The sequence below is a fragment of the Rhodococcus yunnanensis NBRC 103083 genome (genome assembly GCF_001895005.1).
GTDB classification, from domain to species: Bacteria; Actinomycetota; Actinomycetes; order Mycobacteriales; family Mycobacteriaceae; genus Rhodococcoides; species Rhodococcoides yunnanense.
Genome location: NZ_BCXH01000028.1, coordinates 14,870 through 35,484, shown reverse-complemented (window position 1 = coordinate 35,484; position 20,615 = coordinate 14,870). Strand labels below are relative to the sequence as shown.

The following is a 20,615-nucleotide window of genomic DNA, read 5'->3' as shown; positions in this document are numbered from 1 at the left end:
CCGCGAGGTCTCGTGCGCGGGCGGGTCGTGGGGAACGGCTATCCTGAAGAGCGTTATGCCTTCTGCCCGCAGTTCGGCTGCTTCCCCTCACGTGAGTGCACCCGTGTACCTCGACCACGCTGCGACGACGCCTATGTCGCCCGCCGCAATCGAGGCGATGACGGCGGTGTTCGCCACCGTCGGCAACGCGTCCTCGCTGCACGGTTCGGGTCGAGCGGCCAGGCGCCGCGTGGAGGAAGCCCGTGAATCGATCGCTGCGAACCTCGGTGCGCGGCCGTCGGAAGTGATTTTCACCTCAGGTGGAACCGAGAGTGACAACCTCGCGGTCAAGGGCATCTTCGCTGCTCGTCGCGACGCCGAGCCGTCTCGCACGCGGATCGTCGCCAGCTCCGTCGAGCATCACGCCGTGTTGGACGCGGTCGAGTGGCTCGTCGCTCACGAGGGTGCTCAGGTCACGTGGCTACCCGTCGACAGCGAGGGCCGGGTGCACCCGGACACGTTGCGCGCAGAACTGGCACGCGCTGCAGACGAGATCGCTCTGATCACCGTGATGTGGGCGAACAACGAGGTGGGCACCATCATGCCGATCGCAGAACTCGCCGCGGTCGCCCGTGAGTACGGGATTCCGATGCACAGCGACGCGATTCAGGCGGTGCCGCACCTTCGGGTCGATTTCACCGCGAGTGGGTTGTCCGCGCTGAGCGTCGCGGCGCACAAGTTCGGTGGGCCCCAGGGCGTCGGTGCTCTTCTTCTCGGTCGCACCGTCACGTGTGTGCCGCTGCTGCACGGCGGAGGCCACGAGCGTGATGTCCGTTCGGGCACTCACGACACCGCGTCGGTGGTCGCCATGGCTGCGGCGCTGACGGACACCGTCGAGAGTCTGGACGTGCGTCACCACGAACTGACCCGGCTACGCGAGAAGATGATTGCCGGCGTTCGTGAGCTGGATCCGGACGTCGTCGTCAACGGCGCACTGGGTCAGGACAGGTTGCCGGGCATCGCCCACTTCACGTTTCCCGGGTGTGAGGGTGACTCGCTGCTGATGCTGCTCGATGCGGCAGGGATAGAGTGCTCGACCGGATCCGCATGCACCGCGGGTGTTGCCCGCGCGAGTCATGTGTTGATCGCAATGGGTGCCGACCCGTCGACGGCGCGAGGATCGCTCAGATTCTCGCTCGGCGCGGAGTCCTCGGACAAGGATGTGGACGCACTTCTGGCAGCGTTGCCTCAGGTGATCGAACGTGCCCGCGCTGCGGGACTGGCGAGCGTAGGAGCTCGGGGAGGACAACGCTGATGCGTATTTTGGCTGCAATGAGCGGCGGAGTCGATTCGGCCGTCGCGGCGGCGCGAGCTGTCGACGAGGGACACGACGTCGTAGGCGTGCACCTCGCACTGTCCAGCGAGCCGGGCACACTGCGGACCGGTTCACGCGGATGCTGCTCGAAGGAGGACGCAGGCGACGCTCGACGTGCCGCGGACGTCCTCGGAATCCCGTTCTACGTCTGGGATTTCGCGGACCGGTTCAAAGAAGACGTCATCGACGATTTCATCGAGTCCTATGCGGCGGGTGAAACGCCGAATCCGTGCTTGCGCTGCAACGAGAAGATCAAGTTCTCGGCGCTGGCCGACCGCGCTCTCGCCCTCGGCTTCGACGCCGTGGCCACCGGACACTACGCACAACTGCACGACGGTGTGCTGCGTCGTGCCGTCGACGCCGACAAGGATCAGTCCTACGTTCTGGCCGTGTTGACCCAGGGGCAGCTCTCGCGGGCCATGTTCCCGATCGGCGACACCCCGAAGTCCGAAATCCGTGCCGAGGCAGCCGAGCGTGGTCTCGCTGTCGCCGACAAGCCGGACAGCCACGACATCTGCTTCATTCCGTCCGGTGACACGCGTGCGTTCCTCGGCGCGAAGATCGGGATCAGACCGGGCAAGGTCGTCGACGCCGACACCGGGGCCGAACTCGCGGACCACGAAGGCGTGCACGGGTTCACCATCGGCCAGCGAAAGGGTCTGGGAGTCGAAGGCCCGGCGGCAGACGGAAAGCCGCGTTACGTCACGGCCATCGAGCCCGAGAGCGGCAATGTCATCGTCGGGTCGGCGACGCGTCTGGACGTATGGGCGATCACCGGTGAGCGAGCGATCTGGACCGAAGGCACCGCACCCATCGGACCCATCGAATGCGTCGTCCAGGTGCGCGCGCACGGCGGCATGACCGAGGCCGTCGCCGAGGCCACCGCCGACGGGGGAATGGAGATCCAGCTGCGATCCGCGCTCACCGGTGTGGCGAAGGGTCAGGCTGCGGTACTGTACCGCCGAGACATGCTGGGCGACATCGTGATCGGTAGCGCCACCATTGCCGGCACTCGTTCCGAGAGCGAGTGAGCGCAGGGGTTTTCGCTGCGCTCACGACCGGCATCGGCTCGTGGCCGGGGACGGATGTACGCGAGTCTGCGGGCATCGTGCTCGGTGAACTGCCTGCGCTGCCGCACATCGTCGAGCTACCAGGACGCGGACTCGGTGCCGATCTGATCGGTCGAACCGGTGCGCTGATGGCCGATGTCGAATTGGATGTTCGCACGTCGGGATACCGTGTTGCGCAACGAAAGACGTTGTCCGGTCGACGCGCCGAGGACTTGCTGCACTTCGATCTCGACGTTCTCGAAGAACTGTGGGAGACAGGTGGATACGGGTCCTCGCATCACGATCTGAAAGTTCAGCTCGCCGGTCCGTTCACGATGGCGGCTCAGGTCGAGTTGCGCAGCGCGCACCGAGTGCTCACCGATCGAGGAGCCGTACGGGACTTCGCCGGATCGCTCGCCGAGGGAATCCGGCAGCACTGCGCCGAGCTGAAGTCGCGGCTCGGGGTCGACGTCGTGGTCCAACTCGACGAGCCGAGTCTGCCTGCAGTACTGGAGGGTTCGCTCTCGGGTGTCACCCGGCTGGATACGGTTTCCGCCGTTCCGGAGCCGGAAGCACTCGATCTGTTGGATTCGATTCTGTCCTCGATCGGCGTGCCCGTGATGGTGCACTGCTGCGCGGTCGGCGCCCCGATCGATCTGATCCGTCGCAGCGCAGCAGACGCGATCGCGATCGACGCGTCGTTGCTGCGATCCCGCGACCTCGATGCGGTCGGTGAATTCCTCCAGGCAGGTAAGACTCTTGCTCTCGGGCTGGTGCCCGGCGTGGCTCCGGAGCGGCCACCTACATGGCGTGAGGTGGCGGCGCCTGCGGTGACGCTGATGGACCGTCTGGGATTTCCGCGCTCGATCCTGGCTACTCAGGTTTCGGTGACGCCCGCATGCGGGCTTGCCGGTGCGACGCCGGAGTGGGCACGCACCGCCCTGACGCTGGCCAAGAACGTCGCAGACGCATTTCAGGACGCCCCCGACTCCCTGTAGGGCGCGCCCGACTCCCGGTGGAACCCACCGACTCGCGCGAGAGCGGCCGAACGTGTCGGTGCGTTCGGATAATCTTCGTGGGTGGACGAATCGACTGCTGTACCTGTATCGACCGACGGCCCTGAGCCCGTTGCTGCTGGGACGCCTGCGTCGAGCGGGGACCGTGAGCGGTGGCAGACGTTGGCCGAGGAGGTTCGGGGTCACCAGTTCCGCTATTACGTTCGCGATTCACCTGTCGTCTCGGACGGACAGTTCGACGAATTGTTACGAGAGCTGAACGACCTGGAGGATGCTCACCCGGATCTGCGGAGCGCGGATTCGCCCACTCAGCTGGTCGGCGGTGGATTCGCCACCGAGTTCACCGCTGTCGATCACCTCGAGCGAATGCTGAGTTTGGACAACGTCTTCGACTACGACGAGCTTCGGGCGTGGGCCAAGCGTGTCGAGTCCGAGGTCAAGGGTGGCTCCGCTCCAGAGACAGGACAGGACCTGCATTATCTGTGCGAGGTCAAGATCGACGGCGTCGCGCTGAATCTGGTGTACGAGAACGGAAAGCTGGTCCGCGGCGCGACGCGCGGTGACGGCCGTACCGGTGAGGACGTCACGCTCAACGCCCGCACCATCGAGGACATCCCGGAGACCTTGACTCCAAGCGGGGACCATCCGATCCCGACGCTGCTCGAGGTGCGCGGTGAGGTGTTCTTCCGGCTCGAAGACTTCCAAGCCTTGAATGCATCGCTCGTAGAGGAGGGCAAGGCGCCGTTCGCGAACCCCCGTAACTCCGCTGCCGGGTCGCTGCGTCAGAAGAATCCCGCGGTCACCTCGCGGCGAAGGCTCGGAATGATCTGCCATGGTCTCGGTCGGATGGAAGGGTTCTCGCCCGACTCGCAGATGCACGCCTACGAGGCGCTGAAGGCATGGGGCCTGCCGGTATCGACGCACACCACTCGTGTCGAGGGCATCGAGGCCGTCGTGGAGAAGGTGGCGTACTGGGACGATCACCGCCACGACGTCGAACACGAGATCGACGGCCTCGTCGTGAAGGTCGACGAGATGAGCTTGCACCGCCGACTGGGTACCACCTCCAGGGCTCCGCGGTGGGCCATCGCCTACAAGTACCCGCCCGAGGAAGTGACGACCAAGCTCCTCGACATCCGAGTGAGTGTCGGTCGCACGGGCCGTGTCACTCCGTTCGCGTACATGGAGCCGGTGCTCGTGGCCGGTTCGACAGTGTCGCTTGCCACGCTGCACAACGGTTCCGAGGTCAAGCGCAAGGGTGTGCTCATCGGGGACACCGTGGTGATCCGCAAGGCGGGGGAGGTCATTCCCGAGGTCCTCGGTCCTGTCGTCGATGCGCGCACCGGAAACGAGACCGAGTTCGTCATGCCGACGAACTGCCCCGAATGCGATACCGAGTTGGCACCGGCGAAGGAAGGCGACGCCGACCTCAGGTGCCCCAACTCCGAGTTCTGCCCTGGCCAGCGACGCGAGCGGCTGTTCTTCGTCGCCGAGCGCGGTCGATTCGACATCGAAGGACTCGGATACGAGGCAGCGTCGGATCTGTTGAAGGCCGAGGTGATCCTCGACGAGGGGGACATCTTCTCGTTGACCGAGGAAGACCTGCTGAAGACGTCGATCTTCCGGACCAAGGCGGGGGCGTTGTCCGCGAACGGGCGACGGCTCCTCGACAATCTGCACAAGGCCAAGGATCGGCCGCTCTGGCGGGTACTGGTGAGCCTGTCGATCAGACATGTCGGGCCGTCGGCGGCCCGCGCCCTGGCAAGCGAATTCGGAAGCCTCGACAGAATCGAGAACGCATCCGAGGAAGAGCTCGCCGCTGTCGACGGTGTGGGTGGAACCATCGCCAAGGCCGTGTCCGAATGGTTCGGTGTGCCGTGGCATCGCACCATCGTCGAGAAGTGGCGTGCTGCGGGCGTTCGTATGGAAGACGAGCGTGACGCGTCGATCGTGCGCAACCTGGAGGGTCTGTCGATCGTCGTCACCGGCTCGCTGGAGATCTATTCGCGAGATCAGGCGAAGGAAGCGATCCTGGTACGCGGAGGCAAGGCGGCTGGATCGGTGTCCAAGAAGACTGCGTTCGTCGTCGTCGGTGAGTCGCCGGGAACAAAGCACGACAAGGCGGTCGAGCTCGGTGTGCCGGTGCTCGACGAGGCTGGATTCACACTGCTGCTCACCGAAGGACCCGACGCTGTCAGAGCCGCCGAACCGGAGGGCTCGGAGTAGGCCTCAGCCGAGGACGGTGGCGACGATGCCGGCGAGATAGCCGAGTCGTGCCACCTCCGACGGCCGGAAGTCCGGCCCACCGGGGCGGCCGAGCATCAGCACCGTGCCGGTCGAGCCGAGGGGTGCTGCCGCGATCTTCGTGTCCATGTCTCGCCACACCTGCGGAACCCAGTCGGCGTCGCCGTCGAGTGTCGCGGGGTGCGCGAGCGGCATCCACGGCATGTCCGTGGCCTGAGTTTCGGGCGCGCCCGGACTCCCGACCACGTTGAAGGAGCCATGTCGGTTGTGCGCGACGACGACACTCCAGCCGACTCGAAGGACGCGCGGTGCTCCGTCGACGAGTACCTGCAATCGATCGTCCGAAGCTGCGGCGACGCGGTCGATCAGCTCGAGTTCGCGGTGCGTGTCCAGTACGCCCGTGTACGGCCGGATGGAGTCGACCCGCACGTGGTCCAGGGCTTCCGCTGCGGTGATCAAGGTGTCGGGCAGTGCGCCGGGCGCGACGTCGACGACGAGGTCGTCCACCGCGTAACCGTCGCCGCGCTCGATCACGTCGAGAGACAGAATGTCCGCCCCCACCGAGCCGAGTGCGACGGCGAGCGCGCCGAGGCTACCGGGGCGGTCCGGTAGCTGGACGCGGAGCAGATAGGACATGTCGCTCCCTTTCGGTGGCAGTCGAGTTCGGTGACACCAGACTTCGGTGACATTTCCGAGACAAGTATGAACAGAGGCGACTCTATGCACCCCTGCGCCGTGCATCGCGGTGTGCGCCGCGAGTCATCCTCGCATTGTCCGAGCCCACCATCGACCTGCACGTGGTTCACGGTGATCTTCACTACACCGCGGGTCGCGGGTCGCGGCGAGATCGAGGCGCGAGCGGGGCCGACCGGGGGAGCGATTAGGCTTGCACGGTGTCGCGTGCCTGCGCGAGGCGTCTTCGAATCTGTGAAAGGGGTCTACGCGGTGCCTGATATCTCCCGCGACGAGGTAGCTCACCTCGCCCGGCTGTCTCGGTTGGCTCTGAGCGAAGCCGAGTTGGACGAGTTCGCCGGCCAGCTGGATTCGATACTTCACCATGTGAAGACGGTCGCGGAGGTTGCTGCAGACGACGTACCGCCGACGGCCAATCCCAGCGCGATCGTCAACGTGACGCGTCCCGATGTCATCGTGCCCGGTCTGACGCCCGAGCAGGCGCTGTCGGGTGCGCCCAACGCCGAGGAAAACCGTTTCGCAGTGCCGCAAATTCTGGGAGAGAGCGAATGACCGACCTGACCGCACTGGATGCCTCCGAGCTCGCTCGGAGTATCCATTCTCGCGAGGTGTCGGCAGTCGAGGTGACACAGGCCCACCTGGATCGTATCGAGCAGGTCGACGGTGAGTTCCACGCATTCCTTCACGTGTCAGGCGCCGGCGCGCTCGTGGCTGCGAAGGAGGTCGACGCCTCGCTTGCAGCGGGAGATGCCCCGGCGTCGGCACTGGCGGGTGTACCGCTGGCACTCAAGGATGTCTTCACGACGACGGACATGCCGACCACGGCTGCGTCGAAGATCCTCGATGGATGGATGTCGCCGTACGATGCGACCGTCACGTCGAAGCTGCGCGCTGCGGGCATCCCGCTGCTCGGCAAGACCAACATGGACGAGTTCGCGATGGGCTCCTCCACCGAGAACTCTGCGTACGGTCCGACCAAGAATCCATGGGACACCACCAGGATTCCCGGAGGATCCGGTGGCGGCAGCGCTGCTGCGTTGGCGTCGTTCCAGGCGCCGCTGGCGATCGGTACCGACACGGGTGGCTCGATTCGTCAGCCTGCGGCGCTCACGGGCACAGTCGGAACCAAGCCGACCTACGGAACCGTCTCGCGTTACGGATTGATCGCCTGCGCGTCGTCGCTGGACCAGGGCGGTCCGTGTGGCCGGACCGTGCTGGATACCGCGCTGCTGCACGAGGTCATCGCAGGGCATGATCCGCGCGACTCCACGTCCGTCGAGACCCGTGTTCCCTCGGTCGTCGAGGCAGCCCGTGCCGGTGCAGGCGGCGATCTGACGGGTGTTCGTGTCGGTGTCGTCAAGGAATTGCACTCCGACAGTTACCAGGCCGGTGTCATCTCCTCGTTCGATGCAGCGGTGGCGACGTTGACCTCGCTCGGTGCCGAGGTCGTCGAGGTATCGTGCCCCAACTTCGTTCATGCACTCGCTGCGTACTATCTGATTCTGCCGTCCGAGGTGTCGTCGAATCTCGCACGCTTCGACGGGATGCGCTACGGCGCACGCGCGGGTGACGACGGTAAGCACAGCGCCGAGCAGGTCATGGCGATCACACGGGCCGAGGGCTTCGGTGCAGAAGTGAAGCGGCGCATCATGATCGGTACGTACGCACTGTCCGCCGGCTACTACGACGAGTACTACGGTCAGGCGCTCAAAGTACGCACACTCATCGCACGTGACTTCGACGCGGCGTACGAGAAGGTGGACGTGTTGGTGTCGCCGACCACCCCCACCACGGCATTTCCGTTGGGAGACAAGGTCGACGACCCGATCGCCATGTACCTCAACGACCTGTGCACCTTGCCGACGAATCTCGCCGGGCATTGTGCGATGTCGGTTCCTTCCGGCCTCGCATCCGAGGACGGGTTGCCCGTCGGCCTCCAGATCATGGCACCTGCTTTCGCCGATGATCGTCTGTACCGGATCGGCGCAGCGTACGAGGCAGCGCGCGGACCGCTGAGGTAGCGCTCCGATGGGTCCCTGGCTGCGCGAGAGTGCGTTGGGGGTCGCGCACGCCCGGATCGACGGGTGGCTGCCCGTCGTTGTGACGGTGGTCGCGGTTGTGGTCGTGCTCGGGTGGTTCCTGTCGGGGCGGCGGCGCAGCGTCGGGGTGGCTGCGGCCGTTCTGGTCGTTCTCGCCTGCGCAACGCAGATCAACTCGCATGTCGTCGGCTACCCGACCGTCGCTGCCGCGCTCGGCCACCCTCCGGTGGTCGATCCCAGCGATATCGAGTCCGAGGCGTCGGACGTGGTCGGAGGGCGGCCGCTCGATGCGTGGTGGACACCGCCGGTGTCGATGCCGCCGACGGGCGATGTCGTCGAGGCCGATATTCCCGGCGCTGTGTCGGGATTCCACGCCAGGCCTGCGTCGATCTACCTCCCGCCTGCCTACCTGTCCGATCCACGTGCCGAGCTACCGGTACTGGTACTCATCACGGGACAACCCGGCCATGTTGTCGACTGGGTCCAGGGAGGGCATCTGGCGCGGACGATGGACACGTTCGCTGCCGCGCACGACGGACTGGCACCGGTAGTCGTCGTGGCCGATGCGCTGGGCGACACCGAGGCCAATCCGATGTGCATGGATTCGCTTCTGGGCAACGTGTTCACTTATCTGTCGGTCGATCTGCCGGCCTGGATGCGCGACAATTTTCAGGTCTCTCCCGATGAGGGGACCTGGGCGATCGGCGGATACTCCTACGGCGGAACGTGTGCGCTGCAGACCGCGGTGTCGGCGCCGCAGGTCTTTCCGACGTTCCTGGACATATCCGGTGAGGACGAACAACGCCGCGGTACACGCGCCGAGTCGATTGCCGCAGCATTCGGTGACGACAGCCCGGCGTCGGAACGCCGTTTCGACGACGCCACGCCGTTGGCCGTTCTCGATCGTTTCGACTTCGCCGACTCGTCCGGGGCGTTCGTCGTCGGCTCCGACGACGCCGAGTTCGGACCCCAGACACGACGGGCGTTCGAGGCTGCGCGCGGTGCAGAGATCGATGCACATTATCTCGAATTACCCGGTGGACACTCGATGGACGTATGGGCTCCTGCTCTGGAGACCCAGATGGACTGGCTGGGTTCGCGGATGGGGCTCACCGGTTAGCAGTCGGGTAACTGCCCCTGATCGGTGCCGTATCGATGTCCGTGGCCTGCGGGCGCATCGAGGGCGGAGATCAGATCGACCGCCGTCTGGACGTAGCTGACGACGGGAATCCAGCGCGGCATGGGTGCATCCACTCGTGCGAAGGAGAGATCGGGCGGTGCCGCGATGAGGGCGGAGGACCACCGGACGACCGGATCGGATGTGTTGGCGAGTACGACGGCGTCTCCCCGAACGACCTGGCCCGCAGGGGGTCCGGCCCACAACGCACCACACACGGGGCCAGAATGGGCCTCGACCGCAGCGCTTCCGCCGATCGATCCGAGGCTCTGGCCGTAGACGTAGAGTGCAGGGCGAGTCGATTCGGGCATGTCGCCGATACGACGGAGTACCGCGTCGAGGAGCGCATCCGCCGAGTCCTTCGCTTCGGACTTCGCGAAGAGGAAAGTCGCCCAACTCGGTTGATACGAGTATTGAAGCGCCACGGTCGCGACATCTCCGTCGAATCGATCTTCGGCGCCGCTCACGGCGTTCTCGTCGATCCACCCCGAACCGGTCGGAACGGCGATCACGATGTGAGATTTGGTGAATCCTCCCGAGCGTTCCAGTTCGTCGACTGCGATTCGGGCGCGTGCCTGCGCCGTCGAAGCGGCGGTCAGGGGCACGTAGGTCCGCACGGCTGCATCCTCGGCGCCGCCGGAAGCGAACTTGCGGCCCTCCCGGCCGAGGTCGTCCCACCCGATCAGCGATCCACCGCTTCCGGATTTGCCGGGCGACAGGGGGACCGTCAGCGAAGCGTCGACGAACGTGTTGGACGCCTCGAACCGCTCGGTGAACGACGACACCGTCGCCGGGAGAACGGCGAGATAACCCGCGAGACCGATCACGATGATCGAGCAGATGGTCCGGATGGGTCCCAGCCGCCCCGCACCGCGTGCGAGTCCAACCCCTGTCACCACCGCAATCGCGCATATCGATACCGCACCACACCACATTTCGACCCAGTGCATGGCCGAGGTCGGTGCGGCTCCCATCGCCGCGCGAAGCTCGTTCTGCCACCGAGCGTCGACCACGGTGGCCGCGATGATCGCAGTCACGCTGGTGCAGAGAGCAATTCGTCGAGCAAGTAGGTGAACCGGGGGAGTCCACACCGTGGACACCGCACGGTGTGTGACGGCCGCGAGAGCGAGCCCGAGGGCCGCCGCTACTGCGGTGACGATCGCCTGTGTCGACGACGAGCGAGGCAGCAATCCGGGTGCGAGCGACGAGACGACTGTGATCATGACGAAAATCGATGTGGCCGTTCGGGGTACCGCCGGGCGGACCGCAGTGCGGTGCAGTGGCGCGGCGACATCGGGTGCGCCGAGAAGTTGGGCGGTCATACCGTCACCTCGCGCGAGGTGCGGGGAGCTGTGATGGACAGCGTGGGTAGTACGAGTGCGGCGAGGCCTGCACCGAGCCCGCCCGCAAGGAGATAGGGCAGTGCAGGCTCGGGGTCAGGGCTTCCGTAGTGCTGGCGCCAGGAGTTGAACGATACTGCTGCAGTGGCGATCTCGGCCATGACAAAGCATGCGGTCCGTGGGCCGATCCCGGTGCGAGTGGTGCAGGAATCGTGCATTCGATCGCTCAGACGTGCGTCGAGTTCTCGTCGTGCGGTCGCCGTCACCTCGGCGGAATGTCCGAATCTCAGCATGTCGTATCCCAGATCGTGTGCCTTGCACGGGACGTCGAACTCCGCTGGAAGAGGAATCGGTGAGGAGCACCCCCCTCCCGGATTCACCAGCAGACCCTCCTCCACTGCCGGGACGTAGTACTGCTCGGTGAAACCGGCGGGGATGACGGCCTGCGCTGCGCCGTGGCCGGTCAGGGCATCGAGAGCGATCTCGGCTTCCGATACTCGGACGGGCGTGGCGTCGGCGCCCGCCGGAGGCGGAGCGAACGTCGCGCCGATTCCGACGAGTGCGCCGACGGCGAGAACCCCTATGCCGATGCGTGCAGTGTGTATCCCCGCTCTGTTTCCCATGGTCGACGACGCTAGGAATGGATCACGATGCCGGTAATCGGTCCCTGGTGCCGAACCGAAGTGCCTTCCCGGTGTCGGACGCATTCGTTGCTGCCTCTGCGGTACTGCACCGATCTCACTCCTGGGTATGAAGACTTCTCGGGTCGAGGTTCCTAGAGTTCTCGGAGTGGGAATCAGACGCTCGACCAAGGACACGACTCCGCATGAGGCGATCACGGCGGTGGGGACTCCGGCTGTCCGACGGCTCGGCCGAACTCTTCGCATTCCGAAGGGTCGCGGTCTCGATGTCACGATCTTCCTGGTGACGGTGATCCTGTACTCGATCGCGTGGCCGACGCTTCAGGTCACTCACGACGTCCCGGTCCCGCTCATGCCCATCGTCTCGGCCCTCGCGGTGTTTCCGTTCGTACTCGTGCGAGCCAATCCGGCTCTCGGATGGGCGATTTCCGCAGGCTCGGCCGTCGTGGTGCCGGTGGCGTTCGATCGCCTGCCGGATTACGACTTTCCGTGGCAGGTCACACATCTGATAGTTCTACTGACGCTCGTGTTCGCTGTCAGTCTTCGGTGTGCAATGCCGATCGTCGTCGTGGCATGGGTGTCGACGGCTCTACTGTTCCTGGGATACACACAGGGCCAGGACGGAATCGGCTGGTCGGTCGGACTGTCCGCCATCGTGGTGTTCGGGTTGCTGATTCGCTGGCTCGTGTTGTCTCGGCGCGAATTGGCGAAGCAGGAAGAAGTCAGCGAGCTCGAGCGCGCCCGTCGCACGATACTCGAGGAGAAGGCGAAGATCGCACGCGATCTGCACGACGTCATCGCACATCACATGTCCTTGGTAGTGGTGCAAGCACAGAGCGCGCCCTACCGCATCGATGATGTATCACCGGCTGCCGCCGCGGAATTCGCGTCGATCGGAGCGACCGCGCGTGAGGCTCTCAACGAGATCAGGGGCATGCTCGGAGTCCTTCGCAGCGACGGTGTGCTTGCCGAGAATGCGCCCCAACCGACGGTGTCCGACATTCCGTCGTTGCTCGAGAGCAGTCTGCGCGCGGGCGTCCCGTTGACGTGGGAGACGACCGGAAGTCCGGCCGACGTATCGATGTCGACGGGTCTGGCCCTGTACCGAATCCTGCAGGAGTCGCTGTCGAATGCGTCGCGGCATGCGCCCGGCACCGACGTCCGGGTTCGGCTCGACTACGGCGTCGAACTCACCTATCTCGAAGTCGTCAACGGTCGTCCGGTCGGGCCCGGAACTGTGGGGTCAGGAACTGCTGGGTCAGGAACTGCGGAGGCGGGAACCGGTGGGCACGGTCTGCGTGGGATGCGAGACCGAGCCCTGGGGGCGGCTGGATGGCTCGATGCGCGGGTACGCCAGGACGGTGGATTCGAAGTGGTGGCCAGGTTGCCGTCGACGCCCGTTGCCGCGCAGGTCGTCGGCCCGACTCTCTGATCGACCGCATAGGGTTCGCTTGTGGCCATCACGGTGTTCATCGCAGACGATCAAGCAATGGTTCGACAAGGTTTCGGCGCACTTCTCGGTGCCCAGCAGGACATCAGTGTGATCGGGGACGCGGACAACGGCGCCGCCGCTGTCACCGAGGTGAAGCGGCTGCGCCCGGACGTGGTGCTCATGGATGTTCGCATGCCGCAGATGAACGGTCTCGACGCGGCGCGTGCGATCCTCTCGGCTGCGCTCGATCCGCCGGTCAGAATTCTGATGTTGACCACTTTCGACATCGACGACTACGTATACGAGGCGCTGGCGATGGGTGCCAGTGGATTCATGCTCAAGGATGCCCCGGCCGAGGAACTGATTCGCGGGGTCCGCGTGGTCGCGTCAGGGGATGCGCTGCTCGCGCCGTCGGTGACTCGTAGGCTCATCGCCGACGTCACATCGCGTCGTGGTGCGCCGCGGGCACATGCGTCCGCACTCGCGGTGCTCACTCCTCGCGAGCGCGAGGTACTCGAGCTCATCGCCAAGGGTCTGTCCAACGTCGAGATCGCCGAGACACTCTTCGTGGCAGAGCAGACGGTCAAGACGCACGTCGGCAAGGTACTCGGAAAGCTGCACCTACGTGACCGAGCGCAAGCGGTGGTGGTCGCATACGAAACGGGCGTGGTCGTGCCGGGCTGACACCACGCTGCCGTTCTCTCCGTGCTCGATCGGGTCGCGGCGAACATTCGGGCGGCAGGTATCCTGTCACGCAGCGTATTCGGTGCTGAACGAGAGGCGGTTGACGACGGTTGGCCGGCACTCGTCCAGGGCAGGTACGGAGTGAGCGAGCGCGGATGGCTATCCTCTCGGCGACAGTCGAGGAGCTCGGCACCTCCGGGTACGACACCTTCTCGACCGAGCGTGTCGCACGTGCGGCGGGGGTGGGTAAGCAGACCATCTACCGCTGGTATCCCTCCAAGAACGAATTGATCGCCGATTGTGTGCTGGAGGGACTGGTCGTCACTCCGGAACTGCCCATCGCGGACAGCGGCGACGTGCGAGGCGATATCTCCGACTGGGTTCGGCGCTTCGCGCAGTTCGGATCCAACGCTGCGGAGATGGCGCGGGTGCGCGCGATCACCGCTGCCTCGGCGGACAACGCCGACATCGCGTCCAAGTTCAACACACACGTCGTCTCGGTCACGGAAGCTGCGTTGGCCGATCGACTGCGCACGGCGGTGGACGCCGGTCAGCTGAAACCGTCCACGTCCACCCGCGCAGTTGCCCACGTCATCGTCGGGGCACTGCTGCTACGAGTGCTGACGCGGGACGATCTGGACCTCGACTACGCAGATCAGATACTCGACATCGTCTTCGAAGGTATCGAAGCGTGAGAGCATAGCGTGAGTTGCTGCGGTGTGCCGTTGCTGTTGGGTGCCGTTGCGCCGGTGGGGATTACGCGTCGACGCCCAGAATGCGAGAGGGAACGATCGTGTCGAGTTCGTCCAATGTCCAGATACCACGCTCGTCGCCTTCCTTGACGACCGAAGGCCCGTCGCCTTCGCGTGTCCACCGTGTGATCTCGGTGCCCTTGACGCTGAACACCTGACCGTTGACGGACTCTGCGGCATCGCTGCACAGCCACGCAATCATCGGCGCGATCCGGTCGGCAGGAGGGAGATAGAAGCTGCCGAAATCGTCCTCCGGAACTCCCTGGGCACGCAGCGCTTCATCCATTTCGCCCTTGTACAAGTCGAAGGTGCGGGTGGCTGCTCCTGGCGCGTAGCAATTGAACGTGACGCCGCTGTCGGCGTACTGGGTAGCGAGGTCGTGAGCTATGCCGATGCCCCCGCTGAACACCGCAGCGCCGAGCGGGTTGGCCTGCGTTCCTCGGGCGATTTCGGAGGTCGCGAAGATGACACGGCCCCAGCCGCGCTCGAGCATTGCAGGCAACGCGGCGCGGGAAAGCCAGAACTTCTGGCCGAGATACAGGTTCACCAAGCTCTGCCACGACGCGTCGTCCGCCTGGATGCCGGCGAGGGTGCCCTTGATGAGCGCACCTGCGTTGGCGATGAGAATATCGCAGGAGCCGAACGTGTCCACTGCGGTGCGCACTGCGTTCGCGCACCCCTCCGGGTCGGCGATCGAATCGTAGTTCGCCGTCGCCCGTCCGCCTGCTTCGATGATCTGGGCGACCGTGCTGTCGGCGGCTGCCGAGCTACGACCCTCGCCGCCGACGTCGGTTCCGAGGTCGTTCACCACAACGGACGCACCCTCGGCCGCGAGAAGGAGTGCGATCTCCTTGCCTATGCCGTTTCCGCTGCCGGTCACCAGTGCAACCTTGTCCGTCAAACGCGTGGTCATGTGTGGTTTTCCCCTTTGCTCGGAGAGGTCACGGGAGCTGAGCCTCGGTAACCGAGCCTATATGTTTCCGAAACAAATTGTCTAGGTTCGAACGATGCCGTGGACCCGACCGCTCGCGGACACCTCGTCGAGGCGGCAAGATTACGGTGACGGTATGGAGTCGACGAGAGGCGAAAATTCGATGCGCATCGGAGTTCTGACGGGCGGCGGCGACTGTCCCGGCCTCAACGCAGTGATCAGGGCCGTGGTCCGCACTGCGGATGCTCGCTACGGGTCGACGGTAGTGGGCTTCCAGGACGGGTGGCGAGGGCTGCTGGAGAATCGGCGAATTCAACTGCGCAACGACGACCGCAACGATCGGCTGTTGACCAAGGGCGGCACGATGCTCGGCACCGCGCGGACGAACCCCGATGTACTACGGGCCGGGCTGGACCGGATCAAGCAGACGCTGGAGGACAACGGGATCGACGTCCTCATCCCGATCGGCGGCGAGGGGACTCTCACTGCGGCGCACTGGTTGTCGGAGGAAGGTGTTCCCGTCGTCGGTGTGCCGAAGACGATCGACAACGACATCGACTGCACCGACGTCACATTCGGCTTCGACACCGCGCTGACCATCGCGACGGATGCGATCGACCGGCTGCACAGTACCGCCGAATCGCATCAACGCGTCATGCTGGTCGAGGTGATGGGCCGTCACGCGGGGTGGATCGCTCTGCATGCCGGTCTGGCCTCGGGATCGCACATGACGCTGATACCCGAGCAGCCCTTCGATGTCGACGAGGTGTGCGACTTGGTGCGCAAGAGGTTCCAGCGTGGTGATTCGCACTTCATCTGCGTCGTCGCCGAGGGCGCCAAACCGAAGGAAGGCTCGATGTCGTTGCTCGACGGCGGCATCGACGAGTTCGGCCATGTGCGGTTCACGGGCGTTGCGCATCAGCTCGGGCAGGAGATCGAACGACGGATCAACAAGGAGGTGCGCACCACGGTGCTGGGTCACGTGCAGCGCGGAGGCACCCCGACTCCGTACGACCGGGTTCTCGCCACTCGTTTCGGTGTCAACGCGGCCGACGCCGCGCATTCCGGTGACTTCGGCAAGATGGTCTCGCTCCGCGGGGCGGAGATAGGGCTGGTGTCGCTCTCCGAGGCGGTCAAACAGCTCAAGCGGGTGCCCGAGAGCCGCTATGTCGATGCGGCAGCATTCTTCGGGTGAGTTGCGGCAGCGATTCTGCCGGCGGCGTGCTGGATCTCCGATTCTCGCTGCTCCGTCTCGCGGCGCAGGTCGCGTCGGCGCCTCGCGGCTTCGAATCGCTGCCTGCCGACCTCGGTGTCGGGAGTGAGGGGCGGTAGCTCCAGCGGCGTGCCGTCCTCGCCGACGGCGACCATCGTGAAGTAACAGCTGTTGGTGTGACGGGTTTCGCCGCGCTGGATGTTCTCGGTCTCGACTCGGATTCCGATTTCCATGGATGTTCTACCGGTGTAGTTGACGGAGGCCGAGAACGTCACGAGCTCACCGACGTGGATCGGCTCTCGGAACACAACACGGTCGACCGACAGCGTCACGACGTACGCTCCGGCGTACCTGCTTGCACAGGCGTACGCGACTTGGTCGAGGAGCTTCAAGATCGTCCCGCCGTGCACGTTGCCGGAGAAGTTCGCCATGTCCGGGGTCATCAGCACTGTCATGTACAACGTCTGCTTCGGTGAATCCGTCACTGTGCAACCGTAGCGAGCACCCGGGGTTACTCGCGCGTTCTTCCGACCGCATAAACTCCTCTGCATGACTGCTGCCATGGTCGATCTGGTCGACTACGACGATGTGCTGACTCGCTTCGACCCCGTACTGGGTATGGAGGTCCACGTCGAACTGGGCACAGCGACCAAGATGTTCTGCGGTTGCCCCACCGCGTTCGGTGCCGAACCGAACACGCAGGTGTGCCCGGTGTGCCTGAGCCTGCCCGGTGCTCTGCCCGTGGTGAACGCTGCCGCCGTCGAGTCGGCCATTCGGATCGGTCTCGCGTTGAACTGTTCGATCACGCCGTGGGGTCGCTTCGCGAGGAAGAACTACTTCTACCCGGACCAGCCGAAGAACTACCAGATCTCCCAGTACGACGAGCCGATCGCCACCGAGGGTTATCTCGATGTTCTGCTCGATGACGGCAGCACCTTTCGTGTGGAGATCGAGCGCGCGCACATGGAGGAGGACACCGGCAAGTCCACCCACGTGGGAGGTGCGACGGGCCGCATCGAGGGAGCCAGTCACTCGCTGCTGGACTACAACCGCGCCGGTGTGCCGCTCGTGGAGATCGTGACCAAGACCATCACCGGTACGGGCGCGCGCGCACCGGAGGTCGCACGGGCATATGTGACGGCATTGCGCGATCTGCTCGAATCGCTCGAGGTGTCCGACGTCCGCATGGATCAGGGGTCGCTTCGCTGTGATGCCAACGTCTCGCTCATGGAGAAGACCGCAACCGAGTTCGGTACCCGCACCGAGACCAAGAACGTGAACTCGCTCAAGAGCGTCGAGGTCGCCGTACGGTACGAGATGCGCAGGCAGGCAGCTGTCCTACAGGCAGGCGGTGAGGTCACTCAGGAGACCCGCCACTTCCAGGAAGCAGACGGCACTACCTCCAAGGGACGCAAGAAGGAGACGGCGGAGGACTACCGCTACTTTCCCGAACCCGACCTCACCCCCGTCGTGCCGGACGAGGCGTGGATCGAAGAACTTCGTGGCACGTTGCCGGAGTTGCCGTGGCTGCGGCGCGCGCGCATCCAAGCAGATTGGGGCGTCTCCGACGAGGAGATGCGTGACCTCGTCAACTCGGGTGCCCTCGAACTCGTCGCAGCGACGGTGGAGGCAGGCGCTTCGCCGCAGGCTGCACGCTCCTGGTGGGTGTCCTATTTGGCGCAGCAGGCGAACATCGCGGGTGTCGAACTCGGCGAGCTCGCCATAACTCCGGCTCAGGTCGCCGACGTCGCCGCGTTGGTCGCGGACGGAAAAGTCAACAACAACGGGGCGCGCCAGATCGTCGACGGCGTTCTCGCCGGCGAGGGTGAGCCGGCCGAGGTCATGGCTGCGCGCGGACTCGTCGTGGAGAAGGACGACACCAAGTTGCAGGCCGCCGTGGACGAGGCGTTGGCTGCGAATCCGGGTGTCGCGGACAAGATTCGGAGCGGGAAGGTTCAGGCGGCCGGAGCCATCGTCGGCGCTGTCATGAAAGCGACGCGTGGCCAGGCGGACGCGGCTCGCGTCAAGGAATTGGTCCTCGCGGCCTGCAGCTGAGCGACTCTCGTCGCTCAGTGATCTTGAACGACGAGAGAGGCAGCGCTGACGTCGTCGATGACCAGATCGGTGACCAGTCCTCCTGCCAGGGCTCCGCGTAACGCGTCGAGTTTGGACGCACCCGCCACCACGCACAATCTCGTCGGGACGGCTTTGAGTAGTTCGAGGCTGGGCCCACTGGATCGGTCGTTCAGTTCTATCCCGTCGTAGCTGCCGTCGGACCTGAGGAAGACGGTCGCTATGTCCCCGACCACGCGGTCTGCGGCGAGTGCGTCGAGGTCGTTCTCCTCCAGATACCCCGCGCTGTAGACGTGGCTCGGTATGGCACCGCCCAGGACGCCGATGGAGAACACCGCAATGTCCATTCGTTGTTGGAGGTCGAGGACTCGCCTGATGCTGCGTTCCTTCCACAGCAACCGGCGGGTTTCCGGGTAGTCGAAGAATGCGGGAACTGGAAACCCTTGCGGTAGTGCGTCGTAGGCCGCAGCCAACGTGCGAATGATGTCTGTTGCGTAGGACACGCCCGTCGTTCTCGTGTTGGCTGCGCCGTTGAGTTGGACGACGTGTGAGTTGTGCGTCCTTTTCGGGGCTGGATACCTGCTGACCGCGCTGACGGTCGTTCCCCACGCGACGCCCATGACCATGTCGGATTCGAAGAGCGAGGTGAGCAGTCGGCCTGCGAACATCGCGACACGGTCGAGGCGATCGAGATCGCCCACCGATTCGCCGACGGGAACGATGTGGGCTCGTACGTGGTAGCGATCGGCGAACACCTTCTCCAGTGCCGACGAATGGCCGGACAACGAACTGATCTTGATCTCCACGAGTCCGGACATCCGTGCATAGGTGATGAGACGAGACACCGTCGATCTCGATACGCGCATCTCGCGGCCGATCGCTGCCATCGTCATGTCCTGGAAGTAATACATGCGTGCGGCGTGGACGGCATCGATTGTTCGAGGGTCTGCTGTCTCCAAGTGGTCGATCGACATCTCATGATCATGACTCACGATTCCTGTCGGCACGACCGTCTCCGGACATTTCCTGCACATATGTGCATCCGTTATGCAAAAACGTGCACGTTAGTTAGCGTGAAAAACAAGAGGTATGGCACGCATCACACACTTTTGTCGAAGGAGAGCTATGGCGCGCACAGTCGAGAGATGGACTCTGCCATCTCAGATGGCAGCCGAATTCGCCGGCACGGCCATTCTGATACTTTTCGGTTCGGGCGTTGTCGCGCAGGTCGTTTCGGGAGGCGACGCGGCAAGCCTGGGAGATCACAACAGCATCGCGTGGGCCTGGGGACTCGGCGTGATGTTCGGTATCTACGTTGCGGGCCGCGCGACCGGTGCGCACCTGAACCCGGCGGTCACCGTCTCGTTCGCACTGTTCCGAGATCTGCCGTGGAAGAAGGTCCTGCCGTACGTTGCTGCGCAGGTCGCGGGCGCCTTCGTTGCAGCGTTGCTGGTTCGATGGAACTACAACGACATGATCACCGCGATCGATCCCGAGCACACCACGGCCACCCAGACGATTTTCTCCACTCTCCCCGGTAACGGAACTCTCCCTGTCGGTGTGGGATCGGCGCTGCTGGACCAGATCATCGGAACTGCAATCCTGCTGTTCCTCATCGTCGCCGTCACCGATTCGCGTAGCACCCCGCCGTTGGCCAACATGGCCCCGTTCATCATCGGGTTGATCGTCGTGGCAATCGGTTTCGCGTGGGGCACCAACGCCGGTTATGCCATCAACCCGGCACGTGACTTCGGTCCGAGGCTCGCCTCGTTCATCACCGGTTACGGCGGAGCGTGGCGCGATCAGTACGGCGGGCTGTACTTCTGGGTGCCGATCGTCGGGCCGCTCGTCGGTGGGCCGATCGGAGTGTTCCTGTACGACAAGCTTATCCGCCGATTCCTTCCCGACGAGGTTCCGGAGGAACACGAGAAGGAGAAAGCTGCCGCATGACATCTCATCGGACATCCGAGCGCGAAG

General features: G+C 64.7%; 19 protein-coding genes. 13 read left to right on the top strand and 6 right to left on the bottom strand.

Going from position 1 to position 20,615, the window contains the following annotated elements; genetic code table 11:
* Positions 1–55 precede the first annotated feature (55 nt).
* From RY1_RS27905 to ligA, 4 genes are all read left to right on the top strand, one after another.
* Entirely contained in the window at positions 56–1,294 is a 1,239-nt protein-coding gene (locus RY1_RS27905) for a cysteine desulfurase family protein (RefSeq protein ID WP_072807318.1), read from the top strand.
* Positions 1,294–2,385, top strand: a complete 1,092-nt coding sequence (mnmA, locus tag RY1_RS27900; protein ID WP_072807299.1) for a tRNA 2-thiouridine(34) synthase MnmA — start codon at positions 1,294–1,296, stop codon at positions 2,383–2,385. Before RY1_RS27905 ends, mnmA begins: the two co-directional genes overlap by 1 nt.
* A complete protein-coding gene (locus tag RY1_RS27895) occupies positions 2,382–3,401 on the top strand; it encodes a methionine synthase (protein ID WP_072807298.1) in 1,020 nt (339 codons plus the stop codon). The genes mnmA and RY1_RS27895 overlap by 4 nt, the downstream gene beginning before the upstream one ends.
* Positions 3,402–3,482: 81 nt before the next feature.
* A complete protein-coding gene (gene ligA / locus RY1_RS27890) occupies positions 3,483–5,645 on the top strand; it encodes an NAD-dependent DNA ligase LigA (protein WP_072807297.1) in 2,163 nt (720 codons plus the stop codon).
* A 3-nt stretch (positions 5,646–5,648) separates the two neighbouring features.
* Here ligA and RY1_RS27885 read toward each other — a convergent pair whose 3' ends face one another.
* The gene (locus RY1_RS27885) at positions 5,649–6,299 is read right to left on the bottom strand and encodes an ACT domain-containing protein (RefSeq protein WP_072807296.1); all 651 of its coding nucleotides are present in this window, start codon (positions 6,297–6,299) and stop codon (positions 5,649–5,651) included.
* A 309-nt stretch (positions 6,300–6,608) separates the two neighbouring features.
* On the opposite strand from RY1_RS27885, the gene gatC reads away from it, so the two are divergent.
* Genes gatC through RY1_RS27870 form a run of 3 tightly spaced genes read left to right on the top strand, consistent with a single transcriptional unit; the run spans position 6,609 to position 9,515 of the window.
* On the top strand, positions 6,609–6,908 hold the full coding sequence (gene gatC / locus RY1_RS27880) for an Asp-tRNA(Asn)/Glu-tRNA(Gln) amidotransferase subunit GatC (protein WP_072807317.1): 300 nt from the start codon (positions 6,609–6,611) through the stop codon (positions 6,906–6,908).
* Positions 6,905–8,377: an Asp-tRNA(Asn)/Glu-tRNA(Gln) amidotransferase subunit GatA gene (gatA, locus tag RY1_RS27875; protein ID WP_072807295.1), complete on the top strand. Its 1,473-nt coding sequence runs from the start codon at positions 6,905–6,907 to the stop codon at positions 8,375–8,377. The genes gatC and gatA overlap by 4 nt, the downstream gene beginning before the upstream one ends.
* Positions 8,378–8,384: 7 nt before the next feature.
* Positions 8,385–9,515 carry an alpha/beta hydrolase gene (locus tag RY1_RS27870; protein ID WP_072807294.1) on the top strand — a complete coding sequence of 377 codons (1,131 nt, stop codon included), beginning with the start codon at positions 8,385–8,387 and terminating at the stop codon, positions 9,513–9,515.
* Here the strand turns inward: RY1_RS27870 and RY1_RS27865 are convergent.
* Positions 9,512–10,894, bottom strand: a complete 1,383-nt coding sequence (locus tag RY1_RS27865) for an alpha/beta-hydrolase family protein (protein WP_072807293.1) — start codon at positions 10,892–10,894, stop codon at positions 9,512–9,514. The genes RY1_RS27870 and RY1_RS27865 overlap by 4 nt on opposite strands.
* On the bottom strand, positions 10,891–11,535 hold the full coding sequence (locus RY1_RS27860) for a hypothetical protein (RefSeq protein ID WP_174565492.1): 645 nt from the start codon (positions 11,533–11,535) through the stop codon (positions 10,891–10,893). The genes RY1_RS27865 and RY1_RS27860 overlap by 4 nt, the downstream gene beginning before the upstream one ends.
* A gap of 211 nt (positions 11,536–11,746) precedes the next feature.
* Between RY1_RS27860 and RY1_RS27855 the strand changes: the two genes are divergently transcribed.
* The 3 genes from RY1_RS27855 (at position 11,747) to RY1_RS27845 (ending at position 14,364) form a co-directional block, all read left to right on the top strand.
* Positions 11,747–12,985 carry a sensor histidine kinase gene (locus tag RY1_RS27855; RefSeq protein ID WP_072807316.1) on the top strand — a complete coding sequence of 413 codons (1,239 nt, stop codon included), beginning with the start codon at positions 11,747–11,749 and terminating at the stop codon, positions 12,983–12,985.
* Positions 12,986–13,006: 21 nt separating this feature from the next.
* Positions 13,007–13,669: a response regulator gene (locus RY1_RS27850; RefSeq protein WP_072807291.1), complete on the top strand. Its 663-nt coding sequence runs from the start codon at positions 13,007–13,009 to the stop codon at positions 13,667–13,669.
* Positions 13,670–13,824: 155 nt separating this feature from the next.
* Complete coding sequence (locus tag RY1_RS27845; RefSeq protein WP_084727939.1) at positions 13,825–14,364, top strand: TetR/AcrR family transcriptional regulator; 540 nt, start codon at positions 13,825–13,827, stop codon at positions 14,362–14,364.
* 61 nt (positions 14,365–14,425) lie between these two features.
* Here RY1_RS27845 and RY1_RS27840 read toward each other — a convergent pair whose 3' ends face one another.
* The gene (locus RY1_RS27840) at positions 14,426–15,334 is read right to left on the bottom strand and encodes an SDR family NAD(P)-dependent oxidoreductase (protein ID WP_072807289.1); all 909 of its coding nucleotides are present in this window, start codon (positions 15,332–15,334) and stop codon (positions 14,426–14,428) included.
* A 181-nt stretch (positions 15,335–15,515) separates the two neighbouring features.
* Between RY1_RS27840 and RY1_RS27835 the strand changes: the two genes are divergently transcribed.
* The gene (locus RY1_RS27835; RefSeq protein WP_072807315.1) at positions 15,516–16,547 is read left to right on the top strand and encodes an ATP-dependent 6-phosphofructokinase; all 1,032 of its coding nucleotides are present in this window, start codon (positions 15,516–15,518) and stop codon (positions 16,545–16,547) included.
* On the opposite strand, the gene RY1_RS27830 is transcribed toward RY1_RS27835, so the two are convergent.
* Positions 16,517–17,020, bottom strand: coding sequence for an acyl-CoA thioesterase (locus RY1_RS27830; protein ID WP_245819991.1), 504 nt, complete (start codon positions 17,018–17,020; stop codon positions 16,517–16,519). The genes RY1_RS27835 and RY1_RS27830 overlap by 31 nt on opposite strands.
* Before the next feature lie 94 nt (positions 17,021–17,114).
* On the opposite strand from RY1_RS27830, the gene gatB reads away from it, so the two are divergent.
* Complete coding sequence (gene gatB, locus RY1_RS27825) at positions 17,115–18,620, top strand: Asp-tRNA(Asn)/Glu-tRNA(Gln) amidotransferase subunit GatB (RefSeq protein ID WP_072807287.1); 1,506 nt, start codon at positions 17,115–17,117, stop codon at positions 18,618–18,620.
* Positions 18,621–18,634: 14 nt separating this feature from the next.
* Here the strand turns inward: gatB and RY1_RS27820 are convergent, their stop codons facing one another.
* Positions 18,635–19,612 (bottom strand): sugar-binding transcriptional regulator, encoded by a 978-nt coding sequence (locus tag RY1_RS27820; protein WP_072807286.1) that lies wholly within the window; start codon positions 19,610–19,612, stop codon positions 18,635–18,637.
* Between the two features lie 151 nt (positions 19,613–19,763).
* Between RY1_RS27820 and RY1_RS27815 the strand changes: the two genes are divergently transcribed.
* Positions 19,764–20,588: an MIP/aquaporin family protein gene (locus RY1_RS27815; RefSeq protein WP_072807285.1), complete on the top strand. Its 825-nt coding sequence runs from the start codon at positions 19,764–19,766 to the stop codon at positions 20,586–20,588.
* Positions 20,589–20,615 lie beyond the last annotated feature (27 nt).

What these genes read in the sequence shown, in the direction of transcription:
- RY1_RS27905 (WP_072807318.1), top strand. Translation starts at nt 56, where the DNA reads ATGCCTTCTGCCCGCAGTTCGGCTGCTTCCCCTCACGTGAGTGCACCC.
- mnmA (WP_072807299.1), top strand. Translation starts at nt 1,294, where the DNA reads ATGCGTATTTTGGCTGCAATGAGCGGCGGAGTCGATTCGGCCGTCGCG.
- RY1_RS27885 (WP_072807296.1), bottom strand. Translation starts at nt 6,299, where the DNA reads ATGTCCTATCTGCTCCGCGTCCAGCTACCGGACCGCCCCGGTAGCCTC.
- gatA (WP_072807295.1), top strand. Translation starts at nt 6,905, where the DNA reads ATGACCGACCTGACCGCACTGGATGCCTCCGAGCTCGCTCGGAGTATC.
- RY1_RS27870 (WP_072807294.1), top strand. Translation starts at nt 8,385, where the DNA reads ATGGGTCCCTGGCTGCGCGAGAGTGCGTTGGGGGTCGCGCACGCCCGG.
- RY1_RS27865 (WP_072807293.1), bottom strand. Translation starts at nt 10,894, where the DNA reads ATGACCGCCCAACTTCTCGGCGCACCCGATGTCGCCGCGCCACTGCAC.
- RY1_RS27860 (WP_174565492.1), bottom strand. Translation starts at nt 11,535, where the DNA reads ATGGGAAACAGAGCGGGGATACACACTGCACGCATCGGCATAGGGGTT.
- RY1_RS27845 (WP_084727939.1), top strand. Translation starts at nt 13,825, where the DNA reads ATGGCTATCCTCTCGGCGACAGTCGAGGAGCTCGGCACCTCCGGGTAC.
- RY1_RS27840 (WP_072807289.1), bottom strand. Translation starts at nt 15,334, where the DNA reads ATGACCACGCGTTTGACGGACAAGGTTGCACTGGTGACCGGCAGCGGA.
- RY1_RS27835 (WP_072807315.1), top strand. Translation starts at nt 15,516, where the DNA reads ATGCGCATCGGAGTTCTGACGGGCGGCGGCGACTGTCCCGGCCTCAAC.
- RY1_RS27830 (WP_245819991.1), bottom strand. Translation starts at nt 17,020, where the DNA reads ATGACAGTGCTGATGACCCCGGACATGGCGAACTTCTCCGGCAACGTG.
- gatB (WP_072807287.1), top strand. Translation starts at nt 17,115, where the DNA reads ATGACTGCTGCCATGGTCGATCTGGTCGACTACGACGATGTGCTGACT.
- RY1_RS27820 (WP_072807286.1), bottom strand. Translation starts at nt 19,612, where the DNA reads ATGTCGATCGACCACTTGGAGACAGCAGACCCTCGAACAATCGATGCC.
- RY1_RS27815 (WP_072807285.1), top strand. Translation starts at nt 19,764, where the DNA reads ATGGCGCGCACAGTCGAGAGATGGACTCTGCCATCTCAGATGGCAGCC.